This is a genomic window from Streptomyces sp. NPDC020917 (assembly GCF_044333795.1).
Taxonomy (GTDB): domain Bacteria; phylum Actinomycetota; class Actinomycetes; order Streptomycetales; family Streptomycetaceae; genus Actinacidiphila.
In genome coordinates this window covers 1-26,106 of record NZ_JBIRRR010000010.1, presented here as the reverse complement: position 1 = coordinate 26,106, position 26,106 = coordinate 1, and the positions used below count along the sequence as shown (strand labels likewise).

Sequence of the window (26,106 nt, the reverse complement as noted above, 5' to 3'; positions counted from 1 at the left end):
AGGTCAGGCAGCGAGGGAGCCGCAGGTCGGCTGAAGCCGCAGGTCAGCCGATGAGGTTCGGGATCTCCTGGGTCGCGTACCAGAGGAGTTCGTGGTCCTCGGCACCGTCGACCGTGAACCGGGCGTCGTCGTCACCGGTGTCCGCCGCGCCCACCGCGTCCGCCGCGGCCCGCACGTCCCGCTCCGCGTCGTCGGCGTCGACGTGCACCGCCGCCGCCTCGGACAGCCGGACCTCGCCGGACAGCCGGACCTCGCCGAGCACGCCCGGGTCCAGCCCGCGGTCCGGGTCGTGGGCGACCGCCGTGTCGGCCACGTCGACGGCGATCACCACGCGCCGCCGCGGGACGTCCGGATGGGCGGCCAGCAGCCGGAGCGAGAACTGCGCGGCGCGCGTCAACGCCGCGTACTCCAGTTCCTCTATGTCGTCCGAGACGTACCACTCGCGCAGCCCCGGCGTGACCGCGAAGGCGTCCAGCGGCGCAGGCCCGATGTGGCCTGCCTTGTGGGCCTCTGCGAGCCCCGCGAGGGTGGTGGGGATGTACACGCGCATGGCGTGAAGCATACGTGCGCAACCAGCCTGATAGGTGAATCTCGCGGCGTCCCGCCGCAGCGCCGCCGGTCCTTGCCCGCGGCTCCCCGGCCCCCTACAACCGGCCTGGCAGACCGGAAATGATCTTTGGGGGTCACCCGTGCACGAGACCACGACATCACCGCAGCCGCGCCCGCAGCCCCGCCCGGTGCCGGGCCGCACGCCAGGGCCGGTGCCGCCGGGCCCCGCGGCCCGCAGGCCGACCCGCACCGCACCGCCCGGACGCCGGGACACCCGGCGCCCCGGCGCCCGCCCAGGGGCCGCCGCACGTCCCGCGCCGCGGCCGCTGCCGCCGCACGTCTGGTTCGCCGGCCGCCTGCTGGACGTGCTGACCGGCCGGCAGCCGCTGACCTGGCTGGCGGGCCGGGTCAGGGACGAGGCGTACCAGCGCCTGTGGGAGCTGCACGCGGCGCGCGCCGACTGGCGCCGCCAGGTCCGCGGCCTTACCCCGTACGTGTATCGCTGCCGGTTCTTCCGGACTGACGGCGGGGCGCTCGAGGTGACCGCGGTGGTCGCCCTGGACCGGGACGTCTTCCGGGCTCTGGCCTTCCGCCTGGAACCCGGCGACGCCGAGTCGGGCCCCGGTTACGGGCGGGCCCGCTGGCGCTGCACGGAGGTGGCGGCGCGGTGAGGACCGCCGGATTCCCCGCGCGAACGGCCCGGGGCCGGGCCGGCAGGCGGCCCGGCCCCGGGCCGGTGTGCGGAGGGCGGCTGCCGCAGCAGCCCCGGTCACTTCTTGCGGCGACGCCCGCCCTTGGCGGCGCGGCGGCGCTCGGCGCGGGTCAGCCCGTCCGAGGTCTCCTCGACGGCGTCGACCTCGTCACCGGCGAACTCGCCCTGGACCACGCCGCCTTCACCGTCGACCGACGGCGCGGAGAACTGCAGGCGGTCGACCCGCTTCGGCTGGTCCAGGCCCTTGGCGTGGATCTCCGGGCGCTCCTTGACCAGCGACGGCGGGGCGTCCTGGATGTCGCTGCCGGCGGCCACCGGAACCTCCTCGACCTGCTGCTCGACCTGGACCTCCAGGTTGAACAGGTAGCCGACGGACTCTTCCTTGATGCCGTCCATCATGGCCGTGAACATGTCGAAGCCCTCGCGCTGATACTCCACCAGCGGGTCGCGCTGCGCCATCGCGCGCAGCCCGATGCCCTCCTGGAGGTAGTCCATCTCGTAGAGGTGCTCGCGCCACTTGCGGTCCAGCACCGACAGCACCACGCGCCGCTCCAGCTCGCGCATGATCTCCTCGGTGAGCTGCTTCTCCCGCGCCGCGTACTGGTCGTTGATGTCGTCCCTGATGGACTCGCTGATGAACTCGGCGGTGATCCCGGCCCGGTCGCCCGCGGCGTCCTCGAGCTCGTCGATGGTCACCGTGATCGGGTAGAGCTGCCGGAAGGCGCCCCACAGCCGGTCGAGGTCCCAGTCCTCGGCGAAGCCCTCGCCGGTCTCGGCGTCGATGTACGCCTCGATGGTGTCGTCCATGAAGTGCTGCACCTGCTCGCGCAGGTCCTCGCCCTCCAGCACCCGGCGGCGCTCGCCGTAGATGACCTCGCGCTGCCGGTTGAGCACCTCGTCGTACTTCAGGACGTTCTTGCGGATCTCGAAGTTCTGCTGCTCGACCTGCGACTGGGCGGAGGCGATGGCGCGGGTGACCATCTTGTTCTCGATCGGCACGTCGTCCGGCACGTTGGCCATGGACATCACGCGCTCGACCATCTGCGCCTTGAACAGCCGCATCAGGTCGTCGCCCAGCGACAGGTAGAAGCGGGACTCGCCCGGGTCGCCCTGGCGGCCGGAGCGGCCGCGCAGCTGGTTGTCGATCCGGCGGGACTCGTGGCGCTCGGTGCCCAGCACGTAGAGGCCGCCGAGGTCCTTGACCTCCTCGAACTCCGTCTTGACGGCCGCCTCGGCGCGCTCCAGCGCCTCCGGCAGCGCGGACGCCCACTCCTCGACGTGCTCGACCGGGTCCAGTCCGCGCTGCCGCAGCTCCGCCTCGGCCAGGTCGTCGGGGTTGCCGCCGAGCTTGATGTCGGTACCGCGGCCGGCCATGTTGGTGGCGACGGTGACGGCGCCCTTGCGGCCCGCCTGCGCGACGATCGTGGCCTCACGGTCGTGCTGCTTGGCGTTGAGCACCTCGTGCGGGATGCCGCGCTTGGACAGCTGCGCCGACAGGTACTCGGACTTCTCGACGGAGACGGTGCCGACCAGGACCGGCTGGCCCTTCTCGTGCTTCTCGACGATGTCCTCCACGACGGCGGCGAACTTCGCCTCCTCCGTGCGGTAGATCAGGTCGGCGCGGTCGAGGCGGGCCATCGGGCGGTTGGTCGGGATCGGGACGACGCCCAGCTTGTAGATCTGGTGGAACTCCGCGGCCTCGGTCATGGCCGTACCGGTCATGCCGCAGAGCTTGTCGTACAGGCGGAAGAAGTTCTGCAGGGTGATCGTGGCGAGTGTCTGGTTCTCGTCCTTGATGTCCACCCCTTCCTTCGCCTCGATCGCCTGGTGCATGCCCTCGTTGTAGCGGCGGCCGGCGAGGATACGGCCGGTGTGCTCGTCGACGATCATGACCTCGCCGTCCATGACGACGTAGTCCTTGTCGTTCTTGTAGAGCTCCTTGGCCTTGATCGCGTTGTTGAGGTAACCGACGAGCGGGGTGTTGACCGACTCGTAGAGGTTGTCGATGCCCAGCCAGTCCTCGACCTTGGTGACGCCCGACTCGTGGATGGCGACGGTGCGCTTCTTCTCGTCGACGTCGTAGTCGCCGGTCTCCTCCTTGCCGAGGCCGCCGGCCTCGCCGCGGTTCAGCCGCTTCACCAGGCGGGCGAAGTCGCTGTACCACTTGGTGGCCTGGTCGGCCGGGCCGGAGATGATCAGCGGGGTACGGGCCTCGTCGACCAGGATCGAGTCGACCTCGTCGACGATCGCGAAGTTGTGGCCGCGCTGGACCAGTTCGTCCTGCGACCAGGCCATGTTGTCCCGGAGGTAGTCGAAGCCGAACTCGTTGTTGGTGCCGTAGGTGATGTCGCAGCCGTACTGCTCGCGGCGCTCGGCGGGCGACATGTTCGCCAGGATGCAGCCGACCTCCAGGCCGAGGAAGCGGTGCACCCGGCCCATCCACTCCGAGTCGCGCTCGGCGAGGTAGTCGTTGACGGTGATCAGGTGCACGCCCTTGCCGGAGATCGCGTTGAGGTACGCGGGCAGGGTGCCGACCAGGGTCTTGCCCTCGCCGGTGCGCATCTCCGCGACGTAGCCCAAGTGCAGTGCCGCACCACCCATGAGCTGCACGTCGTAGTGGCGCTGGCCCAGGACCCGCTTGGCGGCCTCGCGGACGGTGGCGAACGCCTCGGGGAGCAGGTCGTCGAGGGACTCACCCTCGGCGTACCGCTCCTTGTACTCGTCGGTGAGGGCCCTCAGCTCGGCATCGGTGAGGTTGACGAAGTCCTCTTCGATGGAATTGACCTGGTCCGCGATGCGGTGCAGCTTGCGCAGGATCTTGCCTTCACCTGCACGCATGATCTTGCTGATGACGGACACGTAGGCTGGCTCCTTGCCGGTCGGGCCTGGCGCGGCTCCCGCGCTGGGCACAGCGGGGTTCCTGACGTCGAAACCCGCTGCAACGGCCATCGTAAGCGAGGACACCATCGGGCCGGGAGGCCCGGCGGCGGCAAAACGGTTTTCCGGCCGCCCCCGGGCTCCGCGATACTCGGCCGATGGAGCCCATCACCCTCACCACCGACCGTCTGCTGCTGCGTCCGCTGGCGTCCGGGGACGTCGACGCCGTCCTCGCCGCGTGCCAGGACCCGGAGATCCCGCGCTGGACGTCCGTTCCCTCTCCGTACACGCGCGAGCACGCGGTGGGCTTCGTCGAGCAGATCTGCGCGGACGGCTGGCGCGACGACTCCCTCTACAACTTCGGCGTCTTCACCCTCGACGGCGGCGCGCTCGTCGGGTCCATGGGCCTGGTCCGGCTGGGCCAGCTCGCCGCCCCCACGCACCAGGCGGAGCTGGGCTACTGGACCGCCAAGGAACAGCGCGGCCGGGGCTACACCGTGGAGGCGGCCCGCGCGGTGTGCGCCTGGGCCTTCGACGCCCTCGGCGTGGAGCGCCTCGAGTGGTACGCGGAGGCCGGCAACGAGGGGTCCCGCGCGGTGGCCCTGAAGATCGGGTTCGTGATGGAGGGGACGATGCGGTCCAAGATCGTCCAGCAGGGGACCCGGCGCGACTCCTGGTACGGCTCCCTGCTGCCCTCGGACTGGGACCGCGCGTCCGTGACGCCGTACCTGCCCCACCCCGCCTGACCGTCCCGCCCGACCGTCCCGGCGGGCCGCCCCGAGCAGCGCCCCGCGACGCTCCAAGGGGGCCTTCAATGGGCCGTCCGCGCAGGTCGGAGGCATTGTCAGTGGCCGGATCTACCCTTGCCGGCATGACGCTCCTGCAGCCTCCCCAGGTCTCCCTGTCCGCTGACGAGGCCCGCAGGATCGTCCTGCGGGCCCAGGGCTTCATCGGCGCTCCGGACCGCAGAGCGGGGACCCGCGGGGTGCTGCGGTCGATGGGCGCGGTGCAGCTGGACACCATCTCGGTGCTGGCCAGGTCGCACGAGCTGATCCCGTACGCACGGCTCGGCGCGGTCGGCCGGCAGGCCGTGGAGCGCGCGTACTGGACGGACAACCACGCCTTCGAGTACTGGTCGCACGCCGCGTGCATCCTGCCGATCGAGGAGTGGCCGCACTTCGCGTTCCGGCGGCGGGCCCGGCGGGCGCGCGGCCACCGCTGGCACGTGCTGGCCGACGCCGAGCGCTCCTGCGCGGCGGTGCTGGACCAGCTCAAGGCGGAGGGCCCGCTGACGTCCACCCAGCTGGGCGGGGCGAAGAACGGCGGCCCCTGGTGGGACTGGTCGGAGACCAAGATCGCGGTGGAGTGGCTGCTCGACACGGGCGAGGTGGTCTGCACCGAGCGGCGGGGCTGGAAGCGGGTCTACGACCTGGCCGAGCGCGCCGTGCCCGCCGACCTGCTGCACGACGACATCGACGACCGCGAGTGCATGCGGCGGCTGGTCGCGCAGGCCGGCGCCGCGATGGGTGTGGCCACCCGCGCGGACCTCGCGGACTACCACCGGCTCAAGGGCGAGCAGGTGATGGCGGTGATAGAGGACACCGGTCTGGTGCCGGTGGAGGTCGAGGGCTGGGGCAAGCAGGCGTGGGCGGACCCGGCGGCGCTCGCGAGCGAGCCGCGCGGGCGGCACCGCACGACGCTGCTGTCCCCGTTCGACTCGCTGATCTGGGACCGGCCGCGCACCGAGCGGATCTTCGGCTTCACCCACCGGCTCGAGGCGTACACCCCCAAGGAGAAGCGGATCCACGGCTACTTCGCGATGCCGTTGCTGGCGGGCGGACGGCTGGTCGGCCGGGTCGATCCCGCGCGCGAGGGCAGCACGCTGGTGGCCCGGCAGGTGTCGCTGGACGGCCCGAAGGCGGTGCAGCCCGCCGCCGACGCCCTGGCCGAGGCGGCCGGCTGGGTGGGCTGCGTGGAGGCCAGGGTCGAGCGGGTACTGCCGGAGACGCTGCGCGACCCGCTGGTCGCCGCGGTGAACCGGACCCACGACCGCCGCTAGCGGATCTCCAGGATCTTCTCGCGCATCGCGTAGACGACCGCTTCCATCCTGGAGTGCAGCTGCAGCTTCTCCAGGATGTTGCGGACGTGGTTCTTGACCGTGTTCTCGCTGATGAACAGCTCTTTCGCGATGTCCCGGTTGTTCATGCCCGTGGCGACGAGCTTGAGCACCTCCAGCTCCCGGTCGGTGAGCTTGGGCGCGGGCAGCAGCCGCCGCTCGTCGGTGCGCTGGATCATCGACTTGAACTCGGTCAGCAGCTTCGACGCCATCGACGGGCTGATCTGCGACTGGCCGTCCGCCACCGCGCGGATCGCGGTGGCCACCTCGTCGGTGGAGATCTCCTTGAGCAGGTAGCCGGTCGCCCCGGCCTTGATCGCCTCGTAGAGGTCGGCTTCCTCGTCGCTTATCGTGAGCATGATGATCTTGGCGCTGGGGGCGACCTCCTTGATGGAGGTGCAGGCCTCGATCCCGCCGCGCCGCGGCATCCGCACGTCCATCAGCACGATGTCCGGCAGCAGGTCGGCGGCCTTCTCGACGGCTTCCGCGCCGTCCCCGGCCTCGCCGATGACCTGGATGTCCTCCTCCTGGGCGAGCACGATCTCCAGGCCGCGCCGGAACAGCGCGTGGTCGTCCACGACGAGCACCCTGATGGGTTCGGCGGGGGTCGGTCCTGCGGGTCCGCCGTACGGAACCGGGCCCTGCTCGCCGGGTCCCCCGTATGCGAAGTCCGGCATCAGATCCTCCCCCTCAGACCAGAGTTGACCACTGGCCCAGCATTTCACGTCCACGCGCGGTGGTGCCCCCAGGACCACGCCCGGGGGCACCAACTGCCCTCCTCCTGCCGGTTGGTTCAGCGGTGCAGCGCACCGCCGGCGCCGGCCGGCTCCTGCACTCCCGTCTCGTCTGCGTTGAGATGGATGACGCCGTAGTCGTAGCCGTGCCTGCGGTAGACCACGCTCGGCTGCTTGGTGTCGCTGTCGACGAACAGGTAGAAGTCGTGCCCGACCAGTTCCATCTCATACAGGGCCTGGTCGAGCGCCATCGGCGCCGCGACGTGGGTCTTCTCCCGCACCACCAGCGGGCCTTCGCCGTGCACCTCCAGCGAGCCGATCTTGGTGGTGGGCACACCTTCCTCGGCGTGGTCGGCGACGAGCGTCCCGTCGCCGTTCATGCGCGCGGCGTCCGGCACGGCCGTCGCAACGTCGGACGCCGGGATCCGGCCGGTGCCACGGCGGGTGTGCCGCTTGCTCGCGGCCTTGCGGAGCCTGGCTTCCAGCTTGGTGACCGCGACGTCCAGAGCGGCGTACGGGTCGGCTGCCGCGGCTTCGGCACGGACCACCGGTCCGCGGGTGTTCAGCGTGATCTCCACCCGGTCGCAACGGTCCGCCTGCCGGGGGTTGAGCTCCTTGGACACCTCGACGTCGAGGCTGATCACCTTGCCGTCGAGCTTCTGGATCTTGTCCAGTTTCTCGGCCACGTGCTTCCGGAACCTCTCGGGCACCTCGGTCTTGCGGCCCTTGACGACGATGTCCACGCAGAACTCCGTTCCCGGATCACCCCAGTGGCCGGGGCGATCCCTTTCCTGAAGGCCGAGCCGGGCGCGAGGCCCGTCCGGCGCTGCGTTAGCTGCCGCTTCACCGCCCCAGGGCTTCCGGGTGCCGCGAAGCTGCGGCTTTCACCTCCTTCTGCCCCACTGGGAAGATCAACACCCCAGGTGTCCGCTTCCCTCTTCCCCGAACATAGTCCCGGAGTGTGGATGTCGGCATCCCCAACGACGTCATACCTCCATTCGGGTGAACTACCGCGCCCTCCACCTGCGGGGACGGGCATCCGGGTGGACTTCCGGATCCCGCGGTCCCGCGACCACGGCCGCCCCGGCCACCCTCCCACCCGCCGCACAGACGGCCCGAGCAGCCACGGTCAGTGACGATCCCGTGGTCATCAGATCGTCCACCAGGACGACAGGCGCCGCCCTGAGCAGCCTTCCGGACCCGCCCGCCACTGCCATCGCACCGGACAGGTTCACGAGGCGTCCGGCCCCGCCCAGCGCCGTCTGGTCGGCCACCGGCCGTAGCAGCCGCAGCGCACCCGCCGCCCGCGCGGGCACACCCTGCCGTCGCAGCTCCCGGGCCGCGGCCCGGGCCATGCGGGCGGTGGCGTCGTGGCCGCGCTGCGCCACGGCACGCCGCGCCGAAGGGACCGGCACCAGCAGCAGCGGCCCGTCCGCGCCCATCCGCCGGACCGCGCCGGCCAGTGCCGCACCCAGCGGCCCGACCAGACCCAGCGCACCCCGCTCCTTGTGCGCCAGGACCACCGCCCGCACCTCGTCGCCGTACCTGCCGGCGGCCCACACCGGTGGCAGCCCGTGCGGCTCCGGTGCCGGGCGTACCCGCCGCGCCGAGGCCGCCCCGCCCAGCAGCCCCTGGCACCGCTCGCACAACTCGGTACGCGGACGCCCGCAGCCCGCGCAGTCCACCGGAAGGACCAGTCCGGTGATCTCCTGCCACCAGCCCCGCATGACTCCACTGTGCGCGCTGCGGGAGGCGGCCCGCCAGTCACCCGTTCGAGGCTGTGGACAACCTGCCGCGGGCCCGCCGGCGGGCGCGCGCCAGGGCGGCCGGGCAGGTGGGCTCAGGCGCCCGGCCTCAGGTCAGCCCGGGTAGACGGGGCTGACGCCCTTGGGCGTGATCTGCTTCCAGTTGGTGTCCGTGGGCAGCAGGTAGACGCTGCCGTTGTACGCGGCCAGCAGCGGCCGGCTCTGGTCCTCGGACGCGGCCACCGAGGCGGCCTCGCTGACCCCTTGGAGGGCCGCGCCCGCCGAGCCGTCCGTGCTCATGTACTGGATCTGCTGCACCCCGGACTGGTTCGCGAGCACCACCAGGCGGCTGGCACCGGCCCATGCCACCGACGTCACGTCCTCCTGGGAGGGCAGCGTGCGCAGCCCGGACACGGAGAAGGTCGGGTGGTCGTGTGTGCCTCCGCGCTGGATCCGGCCGACCTGCAGGCGCATCGCGCCGCCGTCCTTCACGATCAGCGCGATCCGCACCCCGTCGGAGGCCACCTTCAGCGACTCCACGCGCCCCGACAGCTCCGGGATGCTCACCGGCACGGCGGGGCCATGGCCGTCCACCAGAACTTCCATCCGTGACGGCACCGCACTGCGGTCCGCCACCCACAGATCCCCCAGCCCGTCCCAACTCGGGGCACTCAGGCCGTTCTTGGGATCGGTGGCGGTGCTGGTCAGCACCGGCGCAGGCATCTCGGTGCCGCCGACCAGCGAACCGACCACCAGCTGGCGGCCGTTGGTACGCACTCCCGCGGCCACCTGCTCGTCGCGCCGCACGGCGACCGAGCCGAGATCCGCCTTGTCAGCGCCGAACGGCCCCGACACCGGAACTCCCGTGAGCTGCGTCGAAGCCGTCGCGTCGCCGGCCAGGTCCATCAAGCGGTGGGAGCTGTCGGACTTGATGTAGTACTGGCGGGTCGTCGACCCCACCAGGTTCTCCGCCCCGTATGCCTCGGCCTGCGCGCTGGACAGCAGGCACGCCGTCGATCCGTCGGCACGCTGGATCTCCGCCGACGCCAGCTTCGCGGAAGCCTGCGCCTGGACCGTCGCGAACAGCTGCGCGGCCATCTGCACGCAGCGCTGCCCGCGGAGCTGGTCCGCCTTGCGGTCCAGGCGCACGGTCAGATGCTGCGAGTCGTCCAGCGACACACCCTGGTCCGGGCCCTTGCCGTACAGCCGCACCCCGGCCGGAGCCGCGGTGGTCACCACCGGCGCCAGCCAGTCGGTGGGCCCGTCGAGCAGCGCGGACACCGTGGACACCAGCGAGTCGGTCTGGTTGCGCAGGTAGACCGGGTCGGCCACGAGCGTCTGCGCGCTGCCCCCGCCGCTGGGGCCGTCCGGGCCGAGGTTGGCGAAGTAGTACATGTTGACCGAGTGGTAGATCCGCTGGAAGTCCGACTCCGACAGCGTCAGGCCGTCCTGCAGCCCGTCGATCCGCCACTCACCGGTACCGGCCTGGCGCCGCAGGCTGAACGAGGGCTGGAAACCGCCCGAGTCGAGCGGTTCCTGCACCGGCTGGTAGCCATGCTTGGTGTCCACCGCCGCGACCTTCGTGCTGGTGACCGTGACCGTGGAGAACCCGTCCCGGTGGCTGGTGCCGACCGTCTCCACCGGCTGCGCCAGGCCGGAGACGATGGTGATCCCGTCGAGCGGATTCCAGCCCGCCTGGGCGTGCTTGGTCAGGTACTTCTGCGCCGTCGAGAAGTTCGCCTCACCGCTGGTCGTCGCCTCCAGGAAGCCACTGACGATCTGGGACGGCGACTCGCCCGGGTGGGGCGGGATACCGAACACCCGCACCTGCGCGTCCGCGTCGGCCCGCTGGCCGTCCCCGACCTTGCGCACCTCGCCACTGCTGGGCATCGATGCGCAGCCCGCGACCAGCAGGGTCACGCCCAGCGGCAGCAGGCCCTGAAGCAGCCGCCGGCGGCCCCCCAACGCACTCATCAGACGTCGTCCTCCCGAGCCGCTCCCTTGTGTCCCACCACGCGGGCGCCGCTGCCCGGCAGCGCCGCCGGATCCGCCGCGGGCGTCCTCGGCATGCCGGCCGGCATCGGCGGTATCGCCGGCATCGGAGTGCCGTTGGCCAGGGCGTCCCGGGCCATGGTGCCGTGCTGCGGGCCGTCCGCGGCCCCGCTGCGCGGCACCGGCACGGACGCCGACGCCGCACCGCCCCTGCCCGGCAGGCCGGACGAGGTCAGGCCCCGATTGCGCCGCGAGTCCTCGGGCTCCAGCGCGATCGGCGAACCGCGCAGGCTGTCACCCGCGGTCCGCGGGAGCGTCATCCGGAACTGCGAGCCGCCGCCGGGCTCGCCCCACGCCTGCAGCCAGCCGCCGTGCAGCCGGGCGTCCTCGACCGCGATGGACAGGCCCAGGCCGGTGCCTCCGGTCGTACGGGCCCGCGCCGGGTCGGCGCGCCAGAACCGGTTGAACACCCGCGTCGCCTCGCCGGGCTTGAGCCCGACGCCGTAGTCGCGGACGGCCACCGCCACCGCGCCGTCGGCCGTCGCCAGACGGACCACGACGTCCCGGCCCTCGCCGTGCTCGATCGCGTTGACCACCAGGTTGCGCAGCACCCGCTCCACACGGCGCGGATCGGCCTCGGCTATCACCGGCTGCGCGTCACCGCGGATGACCACACGGCTTCCCTTGCGCTCCGACAGCGGCTCCGCGCCGTCCACCACGCGCCGGACCACCTCGCGCAGGTCTATCGGCTCCGCCGCCAGTTCTGCGGCCCCCGCGTCGAACCTGCTGATCTCCAGCAGGTCCGAGAGCAGCGACTCGAACCGGTCCAGCTGGTTCTGCAGCAGCTCGGCGGACCGGCCCGTCACCGGGTCGAAGTCGGCGCGGGCGTCGTGGATGACGTCCGCGGCCATCCGCACCGTGGTCAGCGGCGTCCGCAGCTCGTGCGAGACGTCGGACACGAAGCGGCGCTGCATCCGCGACAGGTCCTCCAGCTGCTGGATCTTGACCTGGAGGTTCTGCGCCATCTTGTTGAAGGACTCGCCGAGCCGCGCGATGTCGTCCTCGCCGGTGACGTGCATCCGTTCCTGGAGCCGCCCCGCCGCCAGCCGCTCGGCGATACCGGCGGCCATCCGGACCGGCGTGACCACCTGCCGCGTGACCAGCCAGGCGATCGCGCCGAGCAGCACCACCACGAAGATCCCGGCGGTCGCCAGCGTGCCCTTGACCAGGCCGAGCGTCTTCTGCTCCTGGTCGAAGGGGAACAGGTAGTACAGCTGGTACGTCGTGCCGTTGATGTCCGTCAGGCGCTTGCCGATGGCCAGCGCCGGCTTCGGCGGGGTGCCGTCGTCGCTGTAGACCTTCGTGTACTGCTTGAGCGCACCGGTGTGCGTCTCCACGGCGTCGCTGAGCGACTTCGGGATGCTCGGCTCGGGCAGGATGCCGCTGGAACTGCGCGGCCCGCGCCCGTACACGCTGCCCTCGCCGAGCAGCTGGGAGTCGCCGGCGCCCGGGGAGAGCGTGACGATCCCGTACACGCCCTTCCCGCCGCTGGAGAACTGCGCGACCAGGTTGGTCAGCCAGGTGCCGGAGTCCGTGGAGCTCTGCGGGCCGCCGGACCCGGAGGAGCCGCGGGACTGGCTGCCCTTGTCCGCCATGCTCTGCGCGATGGAGAAACCGCTGACCGCCTGGTTCTCCGCGGCCTTCTCCTTCGCGTCCAGCAAGCCGTTCTTGACCTGCCCGATCACGACGAAGCCGAGCAGCAGGACCACGCCCACCGACATCAGCAGCGTGAAGGCGACCACGCGCAGCTGAAGGTTCCGCCGCCACAGCCGCACTCCGGGCTGCAGCGGACGCCGTGCCCAGCGCACGCACGAGCGGATCACCGGCAGCAGCCCCTGCATGGGATCGGCCAGCCGGCTCTCCAGACGCTCACGCTCGTACGACGCGCACATCTCAGCCGGGTCCGGCCTTGTAGCCGACGCCTCGAACCGTCACCACGATCTCCGGACGCTCAGGATCCTGCTCCACCTTCGAGCGCAACCGCTGCACGTGCACGTTCACCAGACGGGTGTCCGCGGCGTGCCGGTAGCCCCAGACCTGCTCGAGGAGCACCTCACGCGTGAACACCTGCCACGGCTTGCGGGCGAGCGCCACCAGCAGGTCGAACTCCAGCGGTGTCAGCGCGATCGGCTGGCCGTCGCGCTTGACCGAGTGGCCGGCCACGTCGATGACCAGATCACCGATCGCCAGCTGCTCGGGCGTGGGCTCCTCGGCCCTGCGCAACCGGGCGCGCACCCGCGCCACGAGCTCCTTCGGCTTGAACGGCTTGATCACGTAGTCGTCAGCACCCGATTCCAGGCCGACCACCACGTCCACCGTGTCGCTCTTCGCCGTGAGCATCACGATCGGCACGCCGGACTCCGCCCGGATCTGCCGGCACACGTCGATGCCGTCACGCCCGGGCAGCATCAGGTCCAGGAGCACCAGATCCGGCTTGCTCTCCCTGAATGCGGCCAGCGCCTTGTCACCGTCCGCGCAGAACGACGGCTCGAAACCCTCTCCGCGCAGCACGATGCCAAGCATCTCTGACAGCGCGGTGTCGTCATCGACGACCAGGACACGTCCCTTCATACCGACCATCATCCCATTTGCATATCGGTTTCCGTGACCTTGCGTGATCGAGGTCACGGGCCAGGGCCAATGTCCACGGTTGTCCGTGGTTGTCCAGCGGAATCCGGGGCCGTTGATGTCACCCGTGGATGTCACGCTGTCGGGCCGCGTCCCCCTAGATCATGTGGCCAGTATGGCGCGAACTCCGTCCTTGCGGCACCTGAACGACCGCCTCCACCGCCCACCCCCGCTCTCGACACGCACTGTCACCACGGCGATACAGGTACCGACACGGAGTGACCACACCGGACCCGACCCCATCGCGGCAGCAGGCGCGCCCCCGCCGGCCGAGTCCGGGTAGGGGATCGCCTCACGCACCCGCATCCGTGACGGCGGGGGTACGGCGACCGGCCCACGATGCCGGCTCGGTCGCCGGTGTCGCGGTCCCCCGAGACCACTCCTTCGCAGCCAGCCTTGATCACGTGGCCCAGCGTCAGTCGCAGACGGCAGCGCTCCCGCCATGTAAACCGCCCACCGATGCCGCAGCAGTGCCCACCCCTCTCCTTCACCTTCTCCTCCCTCCCTCCCGTCGCCGTGGTTCCCGGGTGCTGGTTGATGACCCGTGCCTGTCGGCTGGTGATGGTGCCTCCTGGGTGCGGTGGCGTCTGCTGCCTGGTCCCGGGCGGCCTGGTGTTGGCGGTGGGGTCGTCGGCAGTCCTTTGCTCGGTCCGGCGAGCAGGGTCGGGCAAAGCGTCTAGCGGGGAACCCCGTGGCATGCCTGGCGCGGGGCCGGGGGCCGCGCGGAGCGGGCCGGAGGCAGGAGCGGCGCGCGAGCCCCCGAGCCCCCGAGCGGCCGCGGTGCGGCCGATGGGGTGTTTCCCGTAGCGACGGCTGAAAGCCGATTGTCAGGCCAGCCGGATACCCGGAGGGTAAGAGCAGCCGATCAACCCGAGCCGCCACAACATCGGGTTTGGCTCGATGGGTCTGTGCGGGCTGGTGTCTTCCGCTTCTCGGGTATGGCTGCTGATCATGTCTGGCGGCTCGGTGCCGGTAGTTGATCACCATGCAGATCCGTCAGGCCCGGGGCTCTACGCCCCGCGACCCCTCCCCCACGAGCTACGAGGGACCCCTCCCCGCTTCTCCCCCTCTCCCCGCCCAAGGGGCGGGGAGCTTGATGAGGTAGAGAAACTTGTAACAGGTCCGCTCTCGGGCTCAACCGCGCTCGCTGCCTCGCTCGATCCACGCGCGCATGATCGCGCACGCCACGCCAGGTCCAAGCACCATGGCCACAAGCCACAAGAGCGCGCTGGCGGGCGAGTAGACCCAGTACTGCCAGCTTTCCGGCAATGCCGAGGGCGCCCCGTACAGGACCACCAACCCGGCCCAAGTCGCCGTGATGACAGCCAGCTTGCGCTTCTTCATGATCTGCCACTCCCGGGGACGCGCCTGAAAGTTGAACGCGTTCAAGGCTAGCGGTCTGCGACTCCGTAGAGACAGGCAACTCCCGCCGAACTTAGGCAGTGGGCCAGACGTAGCAGGCCGCAGGGATCTGCTGGCCGGCCCCGAAATGGTGCGAGACCTCGCCGATGTGCTGCCAGCCGAGACGTTCGTAGAGGCGGATGGCGGCGGTGTCCTTCGTCATCACGTCGAGAACGAGCCGTAGAGAGTTCTGCTTGGCGTAGTCCATGGCCGCGCGCATCAGTCGTTCGCCGGCCGCGTGCTTGCGGGCCTCACGGACGACGAAGAGCCGGGCCAGAACGCCGATTCGCCCCTCACTCTCGCCGCTCTTGTCCCGCCACAGACTGACCGCCCCCTCCCCCTGCGTACGCATCACCGCCACATGGCCGACGATCTTCCCCTCGTCCTCGGCCACCCAAGCGCTGAGAACGGCTGGCGGTCGGATCCATGCCTCCGGGTCCTCGACGCCTTCGACCGGGTAGCCGTCCGTCTTGTGCACCTTCATCAGTGCTGCGGCTGCGCCGCGCACGTCGGTGTCCATGATCGGCCGTATGGCGATGCTGGTCACTGGGCCTCCGGGGGAGTCGGCTGTTCGACGGGGAGTTCGTAGAGCAGGCCGGTTTGGTCGGCGCGGTGGACGTAGCGGGTGACTTCGAACGGCTCGTTGTTCTGGTCCAGGCTGGTGTGGAGCACTTCGAGCACCGGGACGCCGGGAAGCAGGTCGAGAAGTGCCGCTTCGTCTGGCGTGGGCATGCGGGCGCTGATCTCGTCGCGCACGCGCGTCATGACATGTCCGAGTTCTTCGAGGCGTCCGTAGATGCCGTTCGGCCCGGACTTCGGCTGCATCAGGAGAGTGCCCTGTGCCTCCGCCCAGCGGATGTAGGTGGAGACGATCTGTACGGGCTCATCGTCGGCGAAGTAGTGGTTCTCTCGGTGGACCACGCTCGCGTCGTCCGCGGAGACTTGCAGCCTCTCGGCGATGTCGGCCGGCGGTACCTCGCGCTTGATGCTGAGGACGTCGATGCGGGCCGTCTTCCCCTGGCGCTTCGCCTCAAGGCGGAAAGGCGTGAGCCCCGTCTCCCGGTTCTTGATCGAGTACCGATCGCTGCCGAACCGGAACAGCCGCTGCGGCTGGCGCACGAACACGCCCTTGCCGTGCTTCGCCGTCACAAGCCCTTGTTCGGCGAGGATGCGTACGGCCTCCCGGGCGGTGTTGCGCGCCGCACCGTACTCCTCGGCTAGCGCCCGCTCAGATGGGAGCTTGTCGCCGGCCGCCAACTCTCCGCGTTCGATGCGCTTGCGGAGTTCTTCGGCGATACGCCGGCTCGGCGGCTGCTGGGAACTGGGGGCGGACGGGCTCATGACCAGCAGCATACAGGTGGCTCAAGCCAGTGTCTTGACGCAGCGTCAGGCATGTGTTCAACTGGCTTAAGCCACTAAGTGGCTCAAGCCAGTTGGGAGCGGCGCCCTACCTCCAAGCAGTCCACCGCTCCCTCCCTCGTACAAGGGAGTTGCCATCATGGCATCGTTCAAGATTGACCTTTCGACCGCGATGGTGTTCGTTGCGACGCCTCCGGTCCCGAAGCTCGTCAACAAGCAGACCGGGGAGATCGCGGTGGACCGCGAGACCGGTGCCCCGCTGAACACGGTGGGCCTGCTGATCTCGGATGAGGGTCAGGGCGACCTGTACCAGGTGACCATCCCGAACACCGGCATTGACCCGACGCTGACCCCGGGGACCCCGGTGTCCGTGACGGGCCTGCGGGCGCGGGACTGGGAGAACGAGTTCAACGGGCAGAAGCGGCACGGGATCAGCTTCCGCGCCGTGGCCGTCACCTCGCTCATGCCGGCCGCCAGCTCGAACGGCAAGGGCTGACCTGCCGTGGGGATCACCGTTCTGGTGTTATCCGGCGCAGGGATCGCCGCGGTGCTGATCCTGCGCCGGGTCCGCCCGGATCTGTACTGGCTGATCATCGGAGGGCCGGCCGCCCGGATCCGGATCGGCTGGACCTACGCCTCCGTCATGGACGCGTGCGGCCTGACGGTCCCCCCGTCCCGCGCCCGCATCGCGGTGGCGAAGATGATGAAGCGGGAGATGCCGGCGAACCGACCCCCGAAGCTCCTGCGGCTCTACCCGACGCGTTCGGGTCTGGTGGCCAGGGTCCGTCTCCAGCCCGGTCAGGACGCGTTCGACGTGATGTCGGCCGCTGACCGGCTGCGGCACTCCTGGCGGGTCAATCAGGTGACCGTCAAGGAGGTTCGCTCCGGGGTCCTGGCACTGCGGATGACCGGCTACGACGTGCTCCGCCGGGTGCACATGCCGGCCCGGGCCAAGCGGTCGGCAACGAAGGTTCCGGTGGCTGTGCGGCAGGACGGCAGCGTCCACTACCGCGACTTCCGCGCCGTGCCTCACTGCCTGAACCTGGGCGCCACCGAGTCCGGGAAATCCGTCTACCAACGGGGCTTGATCAAGGAGTTGGCCGCTCAGCCGGTCGCACTGGTCGGGATCGACTGCAAACAGGGCGTCGAACTCGCCCCGCTCGCACGCCGGTTCACCGCGATGGCCGACAACCCCGACACGGCCGCTGACCTGCTCGAAGCGCTCGTGTCGGAGATGATCGACCGGTTCCAGCTCATCCGTACCGCTCAGCGGATCAGCGCAGACACCCCCGACGCGGAGATCACCTCCGACATCTGGGGCCTGCCCGAGAAGATCCGCCCGATCCCGATCATCCTCGTCGTGGACGAGGTCGCAGAGTTGCTGCTGGTGGCCACGTCGGCGGAGAAGAAGCGCCGTGAGCGGATCATCACCGCCCTGATCCGGCTGGCCCAACTGGCCCGTGCGGCCGGCATCTACCTGGAGATCTGCGGCCAGCGGTTCGGCTCGGAGTTGGGCGACGGCGCCACCATGCTTCGGGCTCAGCTTTCCGGCCGGGTCTGCCACCGTGTCAACGATGAAGCCTCCGCGAAGATGGCCTTCGGCGACATCTCCCCGGATGCGCTGAGCGCTGTGTTGTCCATCGCCTACGACCAGCCGGGCACTGCTGTTGCAGCGGACACCTCCGGTGGCTGGTCCCGGATCCGCACCCCGCACACGACGCTCCCGGATGCGGTCGCTACCTGCAACAAGCACGCGGACCTGACCCCGGAGATCGAGGCACTGGCTGACTTCCGGCCCGTCCTTCCCCCGCTGCCCGGCGACGCCCCGAAGGCTGTCGAGCCGGTACCCGCCACCGCCTGAACAGCGCACCCCCCGGTCGGCGCGACCACTTCGCGCCAGGTCCCTACCCGCCCCATGCCCGAACCCGGAAGGGAGGCCCGTCATGGCCGCACGCAAGACCACTGCCCGCCCCGCCAAGCCGGCCGCTCCGGTCGAACCGGCGCCGTGCTCGGTGTGCAAGGGCTCCGGAACGGTCGCCGTGGCCGTCCGCGTGGGCCGCCGGCACCGCAAAGTCGGCCAGCAAGACGGCATCTGCCTGAGCTGCTTCGGCAATGGCACCACCTGACCCACGACCAACCCGCCCCGGGGCCTGACCTGCCGGCCCGGCCCCGGGCTTCACCCGAGAGGAGGCAACCGCCATGGCCCGCACCCTGCGTCTGGATCCGATCCTGATCCAAGCCGTGATCGCCGGTTCGCTGTCCTTCGCGCACCTGCACGACATCGCCGAAGCCTCCGGCCAACACGGCTGGAAAGCCTGGGCCTACCCCGTCTCCGTCGACCTGCTCCTGGTCGCCGCCTGGCACCGCATCCGGTCCCTGCGCACCGCTGAACGCTCGACCCGGGCCGCCTGGGTGTGGTTCGTGATCGCGCTCGCCGCGTCCCTGGGCGCGAACATCGCCACGGCCGGCCTACTCGACGTGCGGCACGTCCCGGCCGTGCTCCGGATCCTGGTCGCCGGCTGGCCCGCGCTCGCGTTCTTCGGCGGCACGTTGTTGGCCCACACCGAACCCACCCCCGCACCCGCACCGGACCCCGAGCCTGCCGAACCGGCTACGCCCGAGCCGGTCACCCTCGAACGCGCCCCCGAACCGGCTCCCGAGCCGCGCCCGGAACTCCCCGCGCCTGCTGCTCCGCCCGTCGCGGTTCCTGCCGCGCTGGTTGAACACGCACGCAAGATCGCCGACGCGCATCGCACGGCGACCGGCACCCCGATCGACACGGCCACGCTGCGCGCTCGCCTCGGCGTCCCGCTCGCGCTGGCCGACGCCATCACTGCACAACTCACCTGACCCGAGAGGAGAACCCGCTATGCGTCGCTCCATCCGTGCCGCGCTGGAACAGGCGGCCGAACTGACCCGGAACAACCGTCTCGTTGACGGCCTGGCCGCTGGCGAAGCCGCCATCCACGCCGCGACTGACGACGAGCGTCCCGAGGTCCGCCGCTGGCTCGACGAGCACGCCGACGACTTCGTGCGCCGCCCGGAGCACTGAGCCATGGCCCGCTTCGAGCGCTTCACCAACGTCGCCCGGATCGGCCCCGTCGAGGTCGGCGACCACCGTGACCGCCACGGCCGCAAGGCCACCATCGCTGCCTGCACCGCCCCGCGCTGCGGCTGGTCCAACGACTACGCCACCCGCTCCGCGGCGGAACTCGCCGCCCGCACCCACACCTGCACCACCCGCTGAGGAGGACACGCCATGTTCGCGCCTAAGTACCCGCCCACCGACACCCCCACGGTGACCCCGACCACGCCGGCCGCGCCCCTGGTCCCGGCCCAGCCCACCGCCCCGGTCCCGGTTCAGACCCCGCAGTCCGGCCGGCCGGTCGTCCAGCTCACCCCCGGCAGCGTCGCGACCCTCGTGGTCGGCGGCACCGCCGTGGTCCTGGTCGTCGGCGTCGTCCTGGTCTCGATGCTCCTCGCGGTCGCGGTCACCGCGATGGCCGTGGCCGTCGTCGCCGTGGTCCTGCGCTCGATGCTCAAGGACGACCGCAAGCACCGCTGAACGGCCCCCGGGGCGGCCTCTACCGCCAAGTTTCGTCCGCCCCGGGCGCCTGACCACCTTCCTGATCCAACGGACCCGAAAGGGACTCACCATGATGCCCCAGCACAGCCATGCCCCGGCCCGCGTCTGCGGTCACTGCGACGGCTTCCCGACCGTCCACATCGCCACCGGCAACCGCCGCTCGGACGGCACCCGGCCCACGATCCCCGTGGACTGCCCCGTCTGCCACGGCACCGGCACCATCCGCACCCGCCGCGCCCTCGCCACCGCTGGGAGGTGATCGCGGTGAAGAAGCCCACCCCCGATGACCCGGGCCTGCACGTGTCGGCCCCGCCGATCTACCGCTCCCACAACGACGGCGCCCGCTGGTCCACGCAGACCGACACCACCCCGACCGGCTCCTACGCCTGCCGCTGCGGACAGACCGGCGAGGCCACCGGCCGCCGACAGGTCGCCGACATGGTCAAGCAGTACGAGGACCACAAGGCCAGCCACGCCAAGGACAGGCACCGCTGATGACAATCACCGCCGCGCCCCCGGCGGGCCTGGACCCGACCACCTGGCAGGACTTCCTGCGGGTGGCCGGGCTTCCCGGCTTCGACCGCTGGAACGAGCAAGTACGCCGAACCGGCGGTTGCTCCGACCCCATCCACCTCGTCGGCTCCACCACCACCCTCGACCCGGCCACCGGCCAAGTCCTGTACTCCTACGACACCACCGGTGAGCCCGGTGGCCGGCTGCGCGTCGCCTGCGGCAACCGCCGCGCTTCCCGCTGCCCGGCCTGCGCCTGGACCTACGCCGGCGACACCTACCAGCTCATCCTGTCCGGCCTCACCGGCGGCAAGGGCGTCCCCGACACGGTGACCGACCACCCTCGGGTGTTCGCCACCCTCACCGCCCCCTCGTTCGGCCCGGTCCACAACCGCCCCACTCGCGGGCGCTGCCGCTGCGGCACCGCCCACAGTGAGGACGCCCCGGAGTTGGGCACCCCGCTCGATCCCGACTCGTACGACTACGCGGGCGCGGTGCTGTGGAACAACCACGCCTCCGACCTGTGGCGCTACGTGACCATCTACCTGCGCCGGGAGCTGGCGGCCCGGGCCGGGATCACCCAACAAGCGCTGCGGGAGTGCCTGCGGGTCTCCTACGGGAAGGTCGCGGAGTACCAGAAGCGGGGCGCGATCCACTTCCATGCCGTGATCCGCTTCGACGGCCCGGAAGGACCCGACACGGCCCCGCCGGCCTGGGCGACTGCCGGCCTGCTGGAAGATGCGTTACGCGCTGCTGCTGCCCGCGCGTCTGTGGCCGTGCCGGCCGCTGGGGATGAGCCGGCCCGAACCCTGCGGTGGGGCACACAGCTCGACGTGCAGCCCATCGGCGCCTTCGGGGGCGGCGAGGACCTGACCGAACAGGCCGTCGCCTCCTACGTCGCCAAGTACGCCACCAAGGCGGCAGAGACCACCGGCACCGTGGACCGCCGCATCGGCAACAAAGAGGCCCTGGTCCTGCTCGATGTGCCCGAGCATCCCGCCCGGCTCATCTCCGCCTGCCTCGACCTGCACCCGCTCTACCCGGACCGCAAGCTCCGCGACTGGGCTCACATGCTCGGCTTCCGCGGCCACTTCTCCACCAAAGCCCGTCAGTACTCGACCACCCTCGGGGCGCTCCGGCAGGCCCGAGCCGACTACCGCGCCCACCAGGAACGCAGGGACCTCGGACTGCCTGACCCCGACACCGAACCGGACGCCACCACCCTCGTGGTCGCGCACTGGACCTACGCCGGCCACGGCCACACCCCCGGCGAATCCTGGCTCGCCGCCCAGATCCACCGCGACATCACCCAAGCACGCGAAACCGCACGCCAAGCCCGCTCCGAACTGGACGACTGGGGGGATCACGATGACTGACGAACTGTTGACCGTGCCCGACGTGATGGCCCGGCTGAGGCTCGGTCGCTCGACGGTGTACGAGCTGCTGCGTACCCGGCAGCTCTCCTCGGTGACCATCGGTCGTGCCCGCCGCGTCCCGGCGTCCGCGGTGCGCGCCTTCATCAAGGGCCTTGAGGGCGGCGTCTGATGCCTGGCAAGCGCAAGCGCAACCCGAATGGTGCCGGGACCATCACGAAGCGCTCAGACGGCCGTTACCAGGCTGCCGTGTACGTGCCGCAGCCGGACGGCACCACGAAGCGCAAGTACGCCTACGGCCGCGACTACGACGAATGCGACCGCAAGCGGCGCGAGTTGATCGACAAGAGCAATCAGGGCATCCCCACCCCGACCCGGGACATGACCTTGAACCAGTGGTTCGACTACTGGCTGGAGGCCATCGTCCGCCCGTACCTGTCGGCCGGCAGCTACCGCACCTACGAACAGACCACGCGCCTGTACCTGCGGCCGTACGTCGGCTCCAAGGTGATGTTCAAGCTGGGCGTCAAGGAACTACGGGCCGCGATGACGACGCTGGCCGGGGCCGTGTCCAGCAAGACCGCCCGGCAGGCGCTCCGGGTGCTCTCGGCGTCGCTGACGGCCGCGATGGAGGAGGACTTCGGCCTGACCCGGAACGTCGCCAAGCTCGTGCACGTCCGGGCGTCCACGGATCGGGGCGAGAGCTGGAGCGCGGTGGAAGTCCTGCGGTTCCTGGCCGAAGCGCGACGGCGGACCGTGTACTACCCGGCGCTCCTGCTGGTCTGCCTCCTCGGGCTGCGCCGGGCGGAGGTCTGCGGCCTGCGCTGGGAGAACATCGATCTGGACCTGCGCACGCTCTGGGTGGAACAGCAGTTGCAGCGGACCGGCGCCGGAACGGTGGACGTGGACCCCAAGACGGAGACCTCGAAGGCACCGCTGCCGCTGCCGGCGCAGTGCATCGCCCCGCTGCGGTGGCAACGGATGCGCACCGCCTGGCTGCGGGAACGGGCGCTGGCCTCCGGTCGGCTCTGGTACGACGACCCGGCCGGCCACGTCTTCGTCACCCGGACCGGCCAGCCGTGGCAGCCGGACAACCTGTACCAGTCGTTGCAGCGCGTCCGGGAGATGGCGGGCCTGGGCAAGATGAACCCCAAGGGCCTGCGGAAGTCCTGCGGGACGCTGCTGGTGCACCTCAAGGTCCACCCGCGGGTGGTCAAGGCGATCCTGCGGCACAGCCGGATCTCGACGACCATGGACATCTACGCCGAAGCGCTCGACCCCGACGTGATCGAGGCGGTGAGTCGGCTGGACCTTCTGCTGCGGCAGCCGGCCCGGCTAGAGCGGCTTCAAGAGGCGGTCGAACGGCCCGACTGATGTCAGCCGTAGATGTCAATCGCCCCTCCCCCGGCGCATCGTCGCTGGTGGAGGGGCGGTTGTCGTTCTGGGCTGCGCCATCATCCCATTTGCATATCGATGCTGGTGACCTTTGGTGATCGAGGTCACGCTACGCGACCATTGTCCATGGTTGTCCCCAGTTGCGTACCGCCTGTTGCGGAACCTGTGGAAAACCGCGGGCCACTTCTTCGCCCACAGCCTGCCACACCTGGCCTCACCTGGGGTTCTGCTGCCGATTCAGGCGCCGCAGACGGCCGCGAGAGCCTCCGCCGTGACCGGGGAGACCACCCCGTTCTCCGTCACGATCGCAGTGATCAGGTCCGGTGGAGTCACGTCGAAGGCGGGGTTGTACGCTTGCGCCCCCAGCGGCGAGGGGGCCAGGTCCGTCACCTCGCTGGCGGCCCGCTGCTCCACCTCGATCGACGCGCCGTCGGGCGTCGCCAGGTCGACGGTCGTCACCGGCGCCACCACGACGAAGGGGATCCCGTGGTGGCGGGCCAGGACGGCCAGCGGATAGCTGCCCACCTTGTTCGCCGTGGAGCCGTCGGCGGCGATCCGGTCGGCTCCGACCAGCACCGCGTCCACCTCGCCCGCGGCGAACAGCGACCCCGCGGCGTTGTCCGCCAGCAGCGTGTACGGCATCTCCGCCCGCGCCGCCTCGTACGCCGTCAGCCGGGCGCCCTGCAGCAGCGGACGCGTCTCGTCCACCCACAGCCGGCGCAGCTCCCCGGTGCGGTGCACGGCCAGCACCACCGCGAGCGCGGTGCCCTCGCCACCGGACACCAGCGCGCCCGTGTTGCAGTGCGTGAGGATGCGGTACCCGCCGCCCGGCACCAGCTCCGCCAGCAGACGCGCCCCGTGGCCGGCCATCGACGTGCTGGCCACCGCGTCCTCCGCGTGCAGCGCCCTGGCCTCCGCCAGCGCCGCCGCCGGGCCCTGTTCGACGCCGGCCTCCCGGTAGGCCGCGGCGGCCCTGCGCACGCCGTACTCCAGGTTCACCGCCGTGGGCCTGGCACGCGCCAGCAGCTCCGCCGCCTCCTCGACGTCGTATCCGCGGGCCGCGGCCAGGGCCACGCCGTACGCCCCGGCGAGGCCCAGCAGTGGCGCGCCGCGGACGGCCAGCGACCGTATCGCGGCCACCAGCGCCTGGACGTCGGTGCACACCAACTCGGCCTCCTCGTGCGGAAGCCTGGTCTGGTCGAGGAGGACCAGGACGGGGCCCTCTGGAGGCTCCTCCCATCGCAGCGCGGGAATGACACCGTTCTCCGGCCGTGCATCGGACTGTGCGAGGTGATCAGCCATTCCCTCAGTCTGCCCTGCCAGGCCGGTTCGACGGCAGGCCGTGGCACGATGGGCGCCCATACGGCACCGAGCAGAACGAGCAACACGAAGGGGCAGCCTCCATGACCACCACTCCGGGCTCGACGCCCGGATCCTCCGACTCCTCCGAGCCGGACGACGGCGACAGCCCCACGACGCCACATCCGTCCACCCCGTCCGCTGCGTCCCCCGCCGCCACCGCTCCACGCATCCCGGAGCCCAGTGCACCCGTGGACGCCACGCCGGCGCTCGAGCGGCCTGCGGCGGCTTCGCCCGTTCAGGAGCAGCCTGTGCAGCCGCAGGCGGCTGCGGAGCAGGACGGGTCGGAGCAGAACGCCTCCGCGCGGGACGAGCCGGCCCAGGACCAGCCTGCGCAGGCTCAGCCGAAGCCTGACGACGCGCACCGCGCCACTGCCGGGAGCCCGCCTGGCTGGGCGCAGCACCAGCCGCCGCCGGCCACGGAGGGCTGGGCCCGCTGGACTCCGCCGCCCGGCAAGCAGCCGCCTCCGCCACACCAGGGCGGCCCCCGTTGGGGCCCCAGTGCGGGCGGAACCGCCGGCGGCCGGGCTCAGGGAGGGCCGGCAGCAGGTGCCGGCACCGGTTGGCAGGCTCAGTACCCGCGGTGGGGCATGCGCGCGGCGGACCCGAAGCCGGGAGTCGTACCGCTGCGGCCGCTCGGCGCGGGAGAGATCCTCAGCGGCTCGATCGACACGCTGCGCCTGCACTGGCGCAAGGTCATCGGCTACACGGTGGTGGTGGGCGCCGTGGTGGAGGCGGCGAGCGCGCTGCTCCAGCACCGGTTCTCGGACACCAGCAGCCTGAACGACCTGGAGAACAACCCGGACGCCAGCGCGAGCGACATCATCCACGCCCTCGGCGGTTCGCTGGCTGCTTCCGGACTCACCCTGCTGGTCACGATGTTCGCGTCCGTCATCGCTACGGCGTTGATGGCCACGGTGGTCAGCCGTGCGGTGCTGGGCCGTCAGATCAGTGCATCAGAGCTGCGCCGCGACATCCGGGGGCGCCTGCCCCAACTCCTGGGACTCGCCGTGCTGCTGCCGCTCATCACCTGCGTTGTGGTGGGTGTAGGGGCACTGCCGGGCGTACTGATCGCCCTGGTCGGGGCCAAGGACGCCGGCTCGGCGCTGGCACTGCTCGGCGGCATCGGCGGCGCGGTCGTGATGATGTGGATCTTCATCCAACTGAGCCTGACCTCGCCTGCGTTGATGCTCGAGGGGCAGGGTGTCCTCGCGTCGATGAAGCGTTCCTGGAAGCTGGTGAGCGGTTTCTGGTGGCGGATCCTGGGTGTCCAGCTGTTGGCCCTTCTCGTGGTCACCCTCGCGACAGCCCTGATCGGCCTTCCTTTCATGCTGGTCGGTGACGCGGTCGCCGGGGGCAGCAGCAGCGGACTGTTCGACACCTCGACCACGTCCAGCTGGTCCTACCTCGTCATCGTGGCGGTGGGCGGCACGATCGGCACCGCGCTCACCCTGCCGATCACGGCCGGCTGCACGACGCTGCTCTACCTCGACCAGCGCATCCGGCGTGAGTCGCTCGACATCGAACTGATCCGCGCAGCGCGCGAAGGATGAGGGCGGGACGGGGGCAACGCAAAAAGCCCCCGCCCCCCGAGTAATCGGGGGGCGGGGGCTTTCTCAATATTTGTTCGGCGGTGTCCTACTCTCCCACAGGGTCCCCCCTGCAGTACCATCGGCGCTGAAAGGCTTAGCTTCCGGGTTCGGAATGTAA

The 26,106-nt window shown here is 70.8% G+C and carries 28 protein-coding genes and 1 rRNA gene; 16 read left to right on the top strand and 13 right to left on the bottom strand.

What is annotated here, in order from left to right; translation table 11 throughout:
* Positions 1-43: 43 nt before the first annotated feature.
* Positions 44-550: a DUF6912 family protein gene (locus ACH4TG_RS21950; RefSeq protein ID WP_398244094.1), complete on the bottom strand. Its 507-nt coding sequence runs from the start codon at positions 548-550 to the stop codon at positions 44-46.
* Positions 551-689: 139 nt separating this feature from the next.
* On the opposite strand from ACH4TG_RS21950, the gene ACH4TG_RS21945 reads away from it, so the two are divergent.
* Complete coding sequence (locus ACH4TG_RS21945) at positions 690-1,220, top strand: Rv3235 family protein (protein ID WP_398244093.1); 531 nt, start codon at positions 690-692, stop codon at positions 1,218-1,220.
* A gap of 98 nt (positions 1,221-1,318) precedes the next feature.
* Here the strand turns inward: ACH4TG_RS21945 and secA are convergent, their stop codons facing one another.
* Positions 1,319-4,120 carry a preprotein translocase subunit SecA gene (secA, locus tag ACH4TG_RS21940; protein WP_398244092.1) on the bottom strand — a complete coding sequence of 934 codons (2,802 nt, stop codon included), beginning with the start codon at positions 4,118-4,120 and terminating at the stop codon, positions 1,319-1,321.
* Positions 4,121-4,296: 176 nt separating this feature from the next.
* Between secA and ACH4TG_RS21935 the strand changes: the two genes are divergently transcribed.
* Both ACH4TG_RS21935 and ACH4TG_RS21930 read left to right on the top strand, forming a co-directional pair.
* Complete coding sequence (locus ACH4TG_RS21935; protein ID WP_398244091.1) at positions 4,297-4,884, top strand: GNAT family N-acetyltransferase; 588 nt, start codon at positions 4,297-4,299, stop codon at positions 4,882-4,884.
* A 125-nt stretch (positions 4,885-5,009) separates the two neighbouring features.
* Positions 5,010-6,197, top strand: coding sequence for a winged helix-turn-helix domain-containing protein (locus ACH4TG_RS21930; RefSeq protein ID WP_398244090.1), 1,188 nt, complete (start codon positions 5,010-5,012; stop codon positions 6,195-6,197).
* On the opposite strand, the gene ACH4TG_RS21925 is transcribed toward ACH4TG_RS21930, so the two are convergent.
* The 9 genes from ACH4TG_RS21925 to ACH4TG_RS21885 form a co-directional block, all read right to left on the bottom strand.
* On the bottom strand, positions 6,194-6,931 hold the full coding sequence (locus tag ACH4TG_RS21925; RefSeq protein WP_398244089.1) for a response regulator: 738 nt from the start codon (positions 6,929-6,931) through the stop codon (positions 6,194-6,196). The two genes, ACH4TG_RS21930 and ACH4TG_RS21925, sit on opposite strands and share 4 nt — an antisense overlap.
* 116 nt (positions 6,932-7,047) lie before the next feature.
* Positions 7,048-7,731 (bottom strand): ribosome hibernation-promoting factor, HPF/YfiA family, encoded by a 684-nt coding sequence (hpf, locus tag ACH4TG_RS21920; RefSeq protein WP_398244088.1) that lies wholly within the window; start codon positions 7,729-7,731, stop codon positions 7,048-7,050.
* A gap of 264 nt (positions 7,732-7,995) precedes the next feature.
* Positions 7,996-8,715, bottom strand: coding sequence for a ComF family protein (locus ACH4TG_RS21915; protein WP_398244087.1), 720 nt, complete (start codon positions 8,713-8,715; stop codon positions 7,996-7,998).
* A gap of 132 nt (positions 8,716-8,847) precedes the next feature.
* Positions 8,848-10,707, bottom strand: coding sequence for an LpqB family beta-propeller domain-containing protein (locus ACH4TG_RS21910; protein ID WP_398244086.1), 1,860 nt, complete (start codon positions 10,705-10,707; stop codon positions 8,848-8,850).
* Complete coding sequence (gene mtrB, locus ACH4TG_RS21905) at positions 10,707-12,626, bottom strand: MtrAB system histidine kinase MtrB (protein ID WP_398244327.1); 1,920 nt, start codon at positions 12,624-12,626, stop codon at positions 10,707-10,709. Before mtrB ends, ACH4TG_RS21910 begins: the two co-directional genes overlap by 1 nt.
* 52 nt (positions 12,627-12,678) lie before the next feature.
* The gene (gene mtrA / locus ACH4TG_RS21900; protein WP_188283097.1) at positions 12,679-13,368 is read right to left on the bottom strand and encodes an MtrAB system response regulator MtrA; all 690 of its coding nucleotides are present in this window, start codon (positions 13,366-13,368) and stop codon (positions 12,679-12,681) included.
* Positions 13,369-14,547: 1,179 nt separating this feature from the next.
* Positions 14,548-14,757, bottom strand: a complete 210-nt coding sequence (locus tag ACH4TG_RS21895; protein WP_398244084.1) for a hypothetical protein — start codon at positions 14,755-14,757, stop codon at positions 14,548-14,550.
* A 91-nt stretch (positions 14,758-14,848) separates the two neighbouring features.
* Positions 14,849-15,361, bottom strand: coding sequence for a GNAT family N-acetyltransferase (locus tag ACH4TG_RS21890; RefSeq protein ID WP_398244083.1), 513 nt, complete (start codon positions 15,359-15,361; stop codon positions 14,849-14,851).
* A complete protein-coding gene (locus ACH4TG_RS21885) occupies positions 15,358-16,155 on the bottom strand; it encodes a GntR family transcriptional regulator (RefSeq protein ID WP_398244082.1) in 798 nt (265 codons plus the stop codon). The genes ACH4TG_RS21890 and ACH4TG_RS21885 overlap by 4 nt, the downstream gene beginning before the upstream one ends.
* Positions 16,156-16,312: 157 nt before the next feature.
* Here ACH4TG_RS21885 and ACH4TG_RS21880 point away from each other — a divergent pair, with 157 nt between their 5' ends.
* The 12 genes from ACH4TG_RS21880 (at position 16,313) to ACH4TG_RS21825 (ending at position 23,016) form a co-directional block, all read left to right on the top strand.
* Entirely contained in the window at positions 16,313-16,669 is a 357-nt protein-coding gene (locus tag ACH4TG_RS21880; protein ID WP_398244081.1) for a hypothetical protein, read from the top strand.
* A gap of 12 nt (positions 16,670-16,681) precedes the next feature.
* Entirely contained in the window at positions 16,682-18,034 is a 1,353-nt protein-coding gene (locus ACH4TG_RS21875) for an FtsK/SpoIIIE domain-containing protein (protein ID WP_398244326.1), read from the top strand.
* Positions 18,035-18,116: 82 nt separating this feature from the next.
* Positions 18,117-18,299, top strand: coding sequence for a hypothetical protein (locus tag ACH4TG_RS21870; protein ID WP_398244080.1), 183 nt, complete (start codon positions 18,117-18,119; stop codon positions 18,297-18,299).
* Between the two features lie 73 nt (positions 18,300-18,372).
* A complete protein-coding gene (locus tag ACH4TG_RS21865; protein ID WP_398244079.1) occupies positions 18,373-19,023 on the top strand; it encodes a DUF2637 domain-containing protein in 651 nt (216 codons plus the stop codon).
* A gap of 19 nt (positions 19,024-19,042) precedes the next feature.
* A complete protein-coding gene (locus ACH4TG_RS21860; RefSeq protein ID WP_398244078.1) occupies positions 19,043-19,225 on the top strand; it encodes a hypothetical protein in 183 nt (60 codons plus the stop codon).
* Positions 19,226-19,228: 3 nt separating this feature from the next.
* On the top strand, positions 19,229-19,420 hold the full coding sequence (locus tag ACH4TG_RS21855; protein ID WP_398244077.1) for a mobile element transfer protein: 192 nt from the start codon (positions 19,229-19,231) through the stop codon (positions 19,418-19,420).
* A gap of 12 nt (positions 19,421-19,432) precedes the next feature.
* Positions 19,433-19,738 (top strand): SpdD protein, encoded by a 306-nt coding sequence (locus ACH4TG_RS21850; protein ID WP_398244076.1) that lies wholly within the window; start codon positions 19,433-19,435, stop codon positions 19,736-19,738.
* A gap of 91 nt (positions 19,739-19,829) precedes the next feature.
* On the top strand, positions 19,830-20,018 hold the full coding sequence (locus tag ACH4TG_RS21845) for a hypothetical protein (RefSeq protein ID WP_398244075.1): 189 nt from the start codon (positions 19,830-19,832) through the stop codon (positions 20,016-20,018).
* Positions 20,019-20,023: 5 nt separating this feature from the next.
* Positions 20,024-20,254: a hypothetical protein gene (locus ACH4TG_RS21840; protein WP_398244074.1), complete on the top strand. Its 231-nt coding sequence runs from the start codon at positions 20,024-20,026 to the stop codon at positions 20,252-20,254.
* The gene (gene repSA / locus ACH4TG_RS21835; RefSeq protein ID WP_398244073.1) at positions 20,254-21,645 is read left to right on the top strand and encodes a replication initiator protein RepSA; all 1,392 of its coding nucleotides are present in this window, start codon (positions 20,254-20,256) and stop codon (positions 21,643-21,645) included. The genes ACH4TG_RS21840 and repSA overlap by 1 nt, the downstream gene beginning before the upstream one ends.
* On the top strand, positions 21,638-21,814 hold the full coding sequence (locus ACH4TG_RS21830; RefSeq protein WP_398244072.1) for a helix-turn-helix domain-containing protein: 177 nt from the start codon (positions 21,638-21,640) through the stop codon (positions 21,812-21,814). The genes repSA and ACH4TG_RS21830 overlap by 8 nt, the downstream gene beginning before the upstream one ends.
* Positions 21,815-21,891: 77 nt before the next feature.
* Positions 21,892-23,016: a tyrosine-type recombinase/integrase gene (locus ACH4TG_RS21825; protein ID WP_398244071.1), complete on the top strand. Its 1,125-nt coding sequence runs from the start codon at positions 21,892-21,894 to the stop codon at positions 23,014-23,016.
* Positions 23,017-23,274: 258 nt separating this feature from the next.
* Here the strand turns inward: ACH4TG_RS21825 and mtnA are convergent, their stop codons facing one another.
* Positions 23,275-24,339, bottom strand: coding sequence for an S-methyl-5-thioribose-1-phosphate isomerase (gene mtnA, locus ACH4TG_RS21820; RefSeq protein WP_398244070.1), 1,065 nt, complete (start codon positions 24,337-24,339; stop codon positions 23,275-23,277).
* A gap of 647 nt (positions 24,340-24,986) precedes the next feature.
* On the opposite strand from mtnA, the gene ACH4TG_RS21815 reads away from it, so the two are divergent.
* On the top strand, positions 24,987-25,949 hold the full coding sequence (locus ACH4TG_RS21815) for a glycerophosphoryl diester phosphodiesterase membrane domain-containing protein (RefSeq protein ID WP_398244069.1): 963 nt from the start codon (positions 24,987-24,989) through the stop codon (positions 25,947-25,949).
* 72 nt (positions 25,950-26,021) lie between these two features.
* On the opposite strand, the gene rrf is transcribed toward ACH4TG_RS21815, so the two are convergent.
* Positions 26,022-26,106, bottom strand: a 5S ribosomal RNA gene (gene rrf, locus ACH4TG_RS21810); the annotation flags it as partial.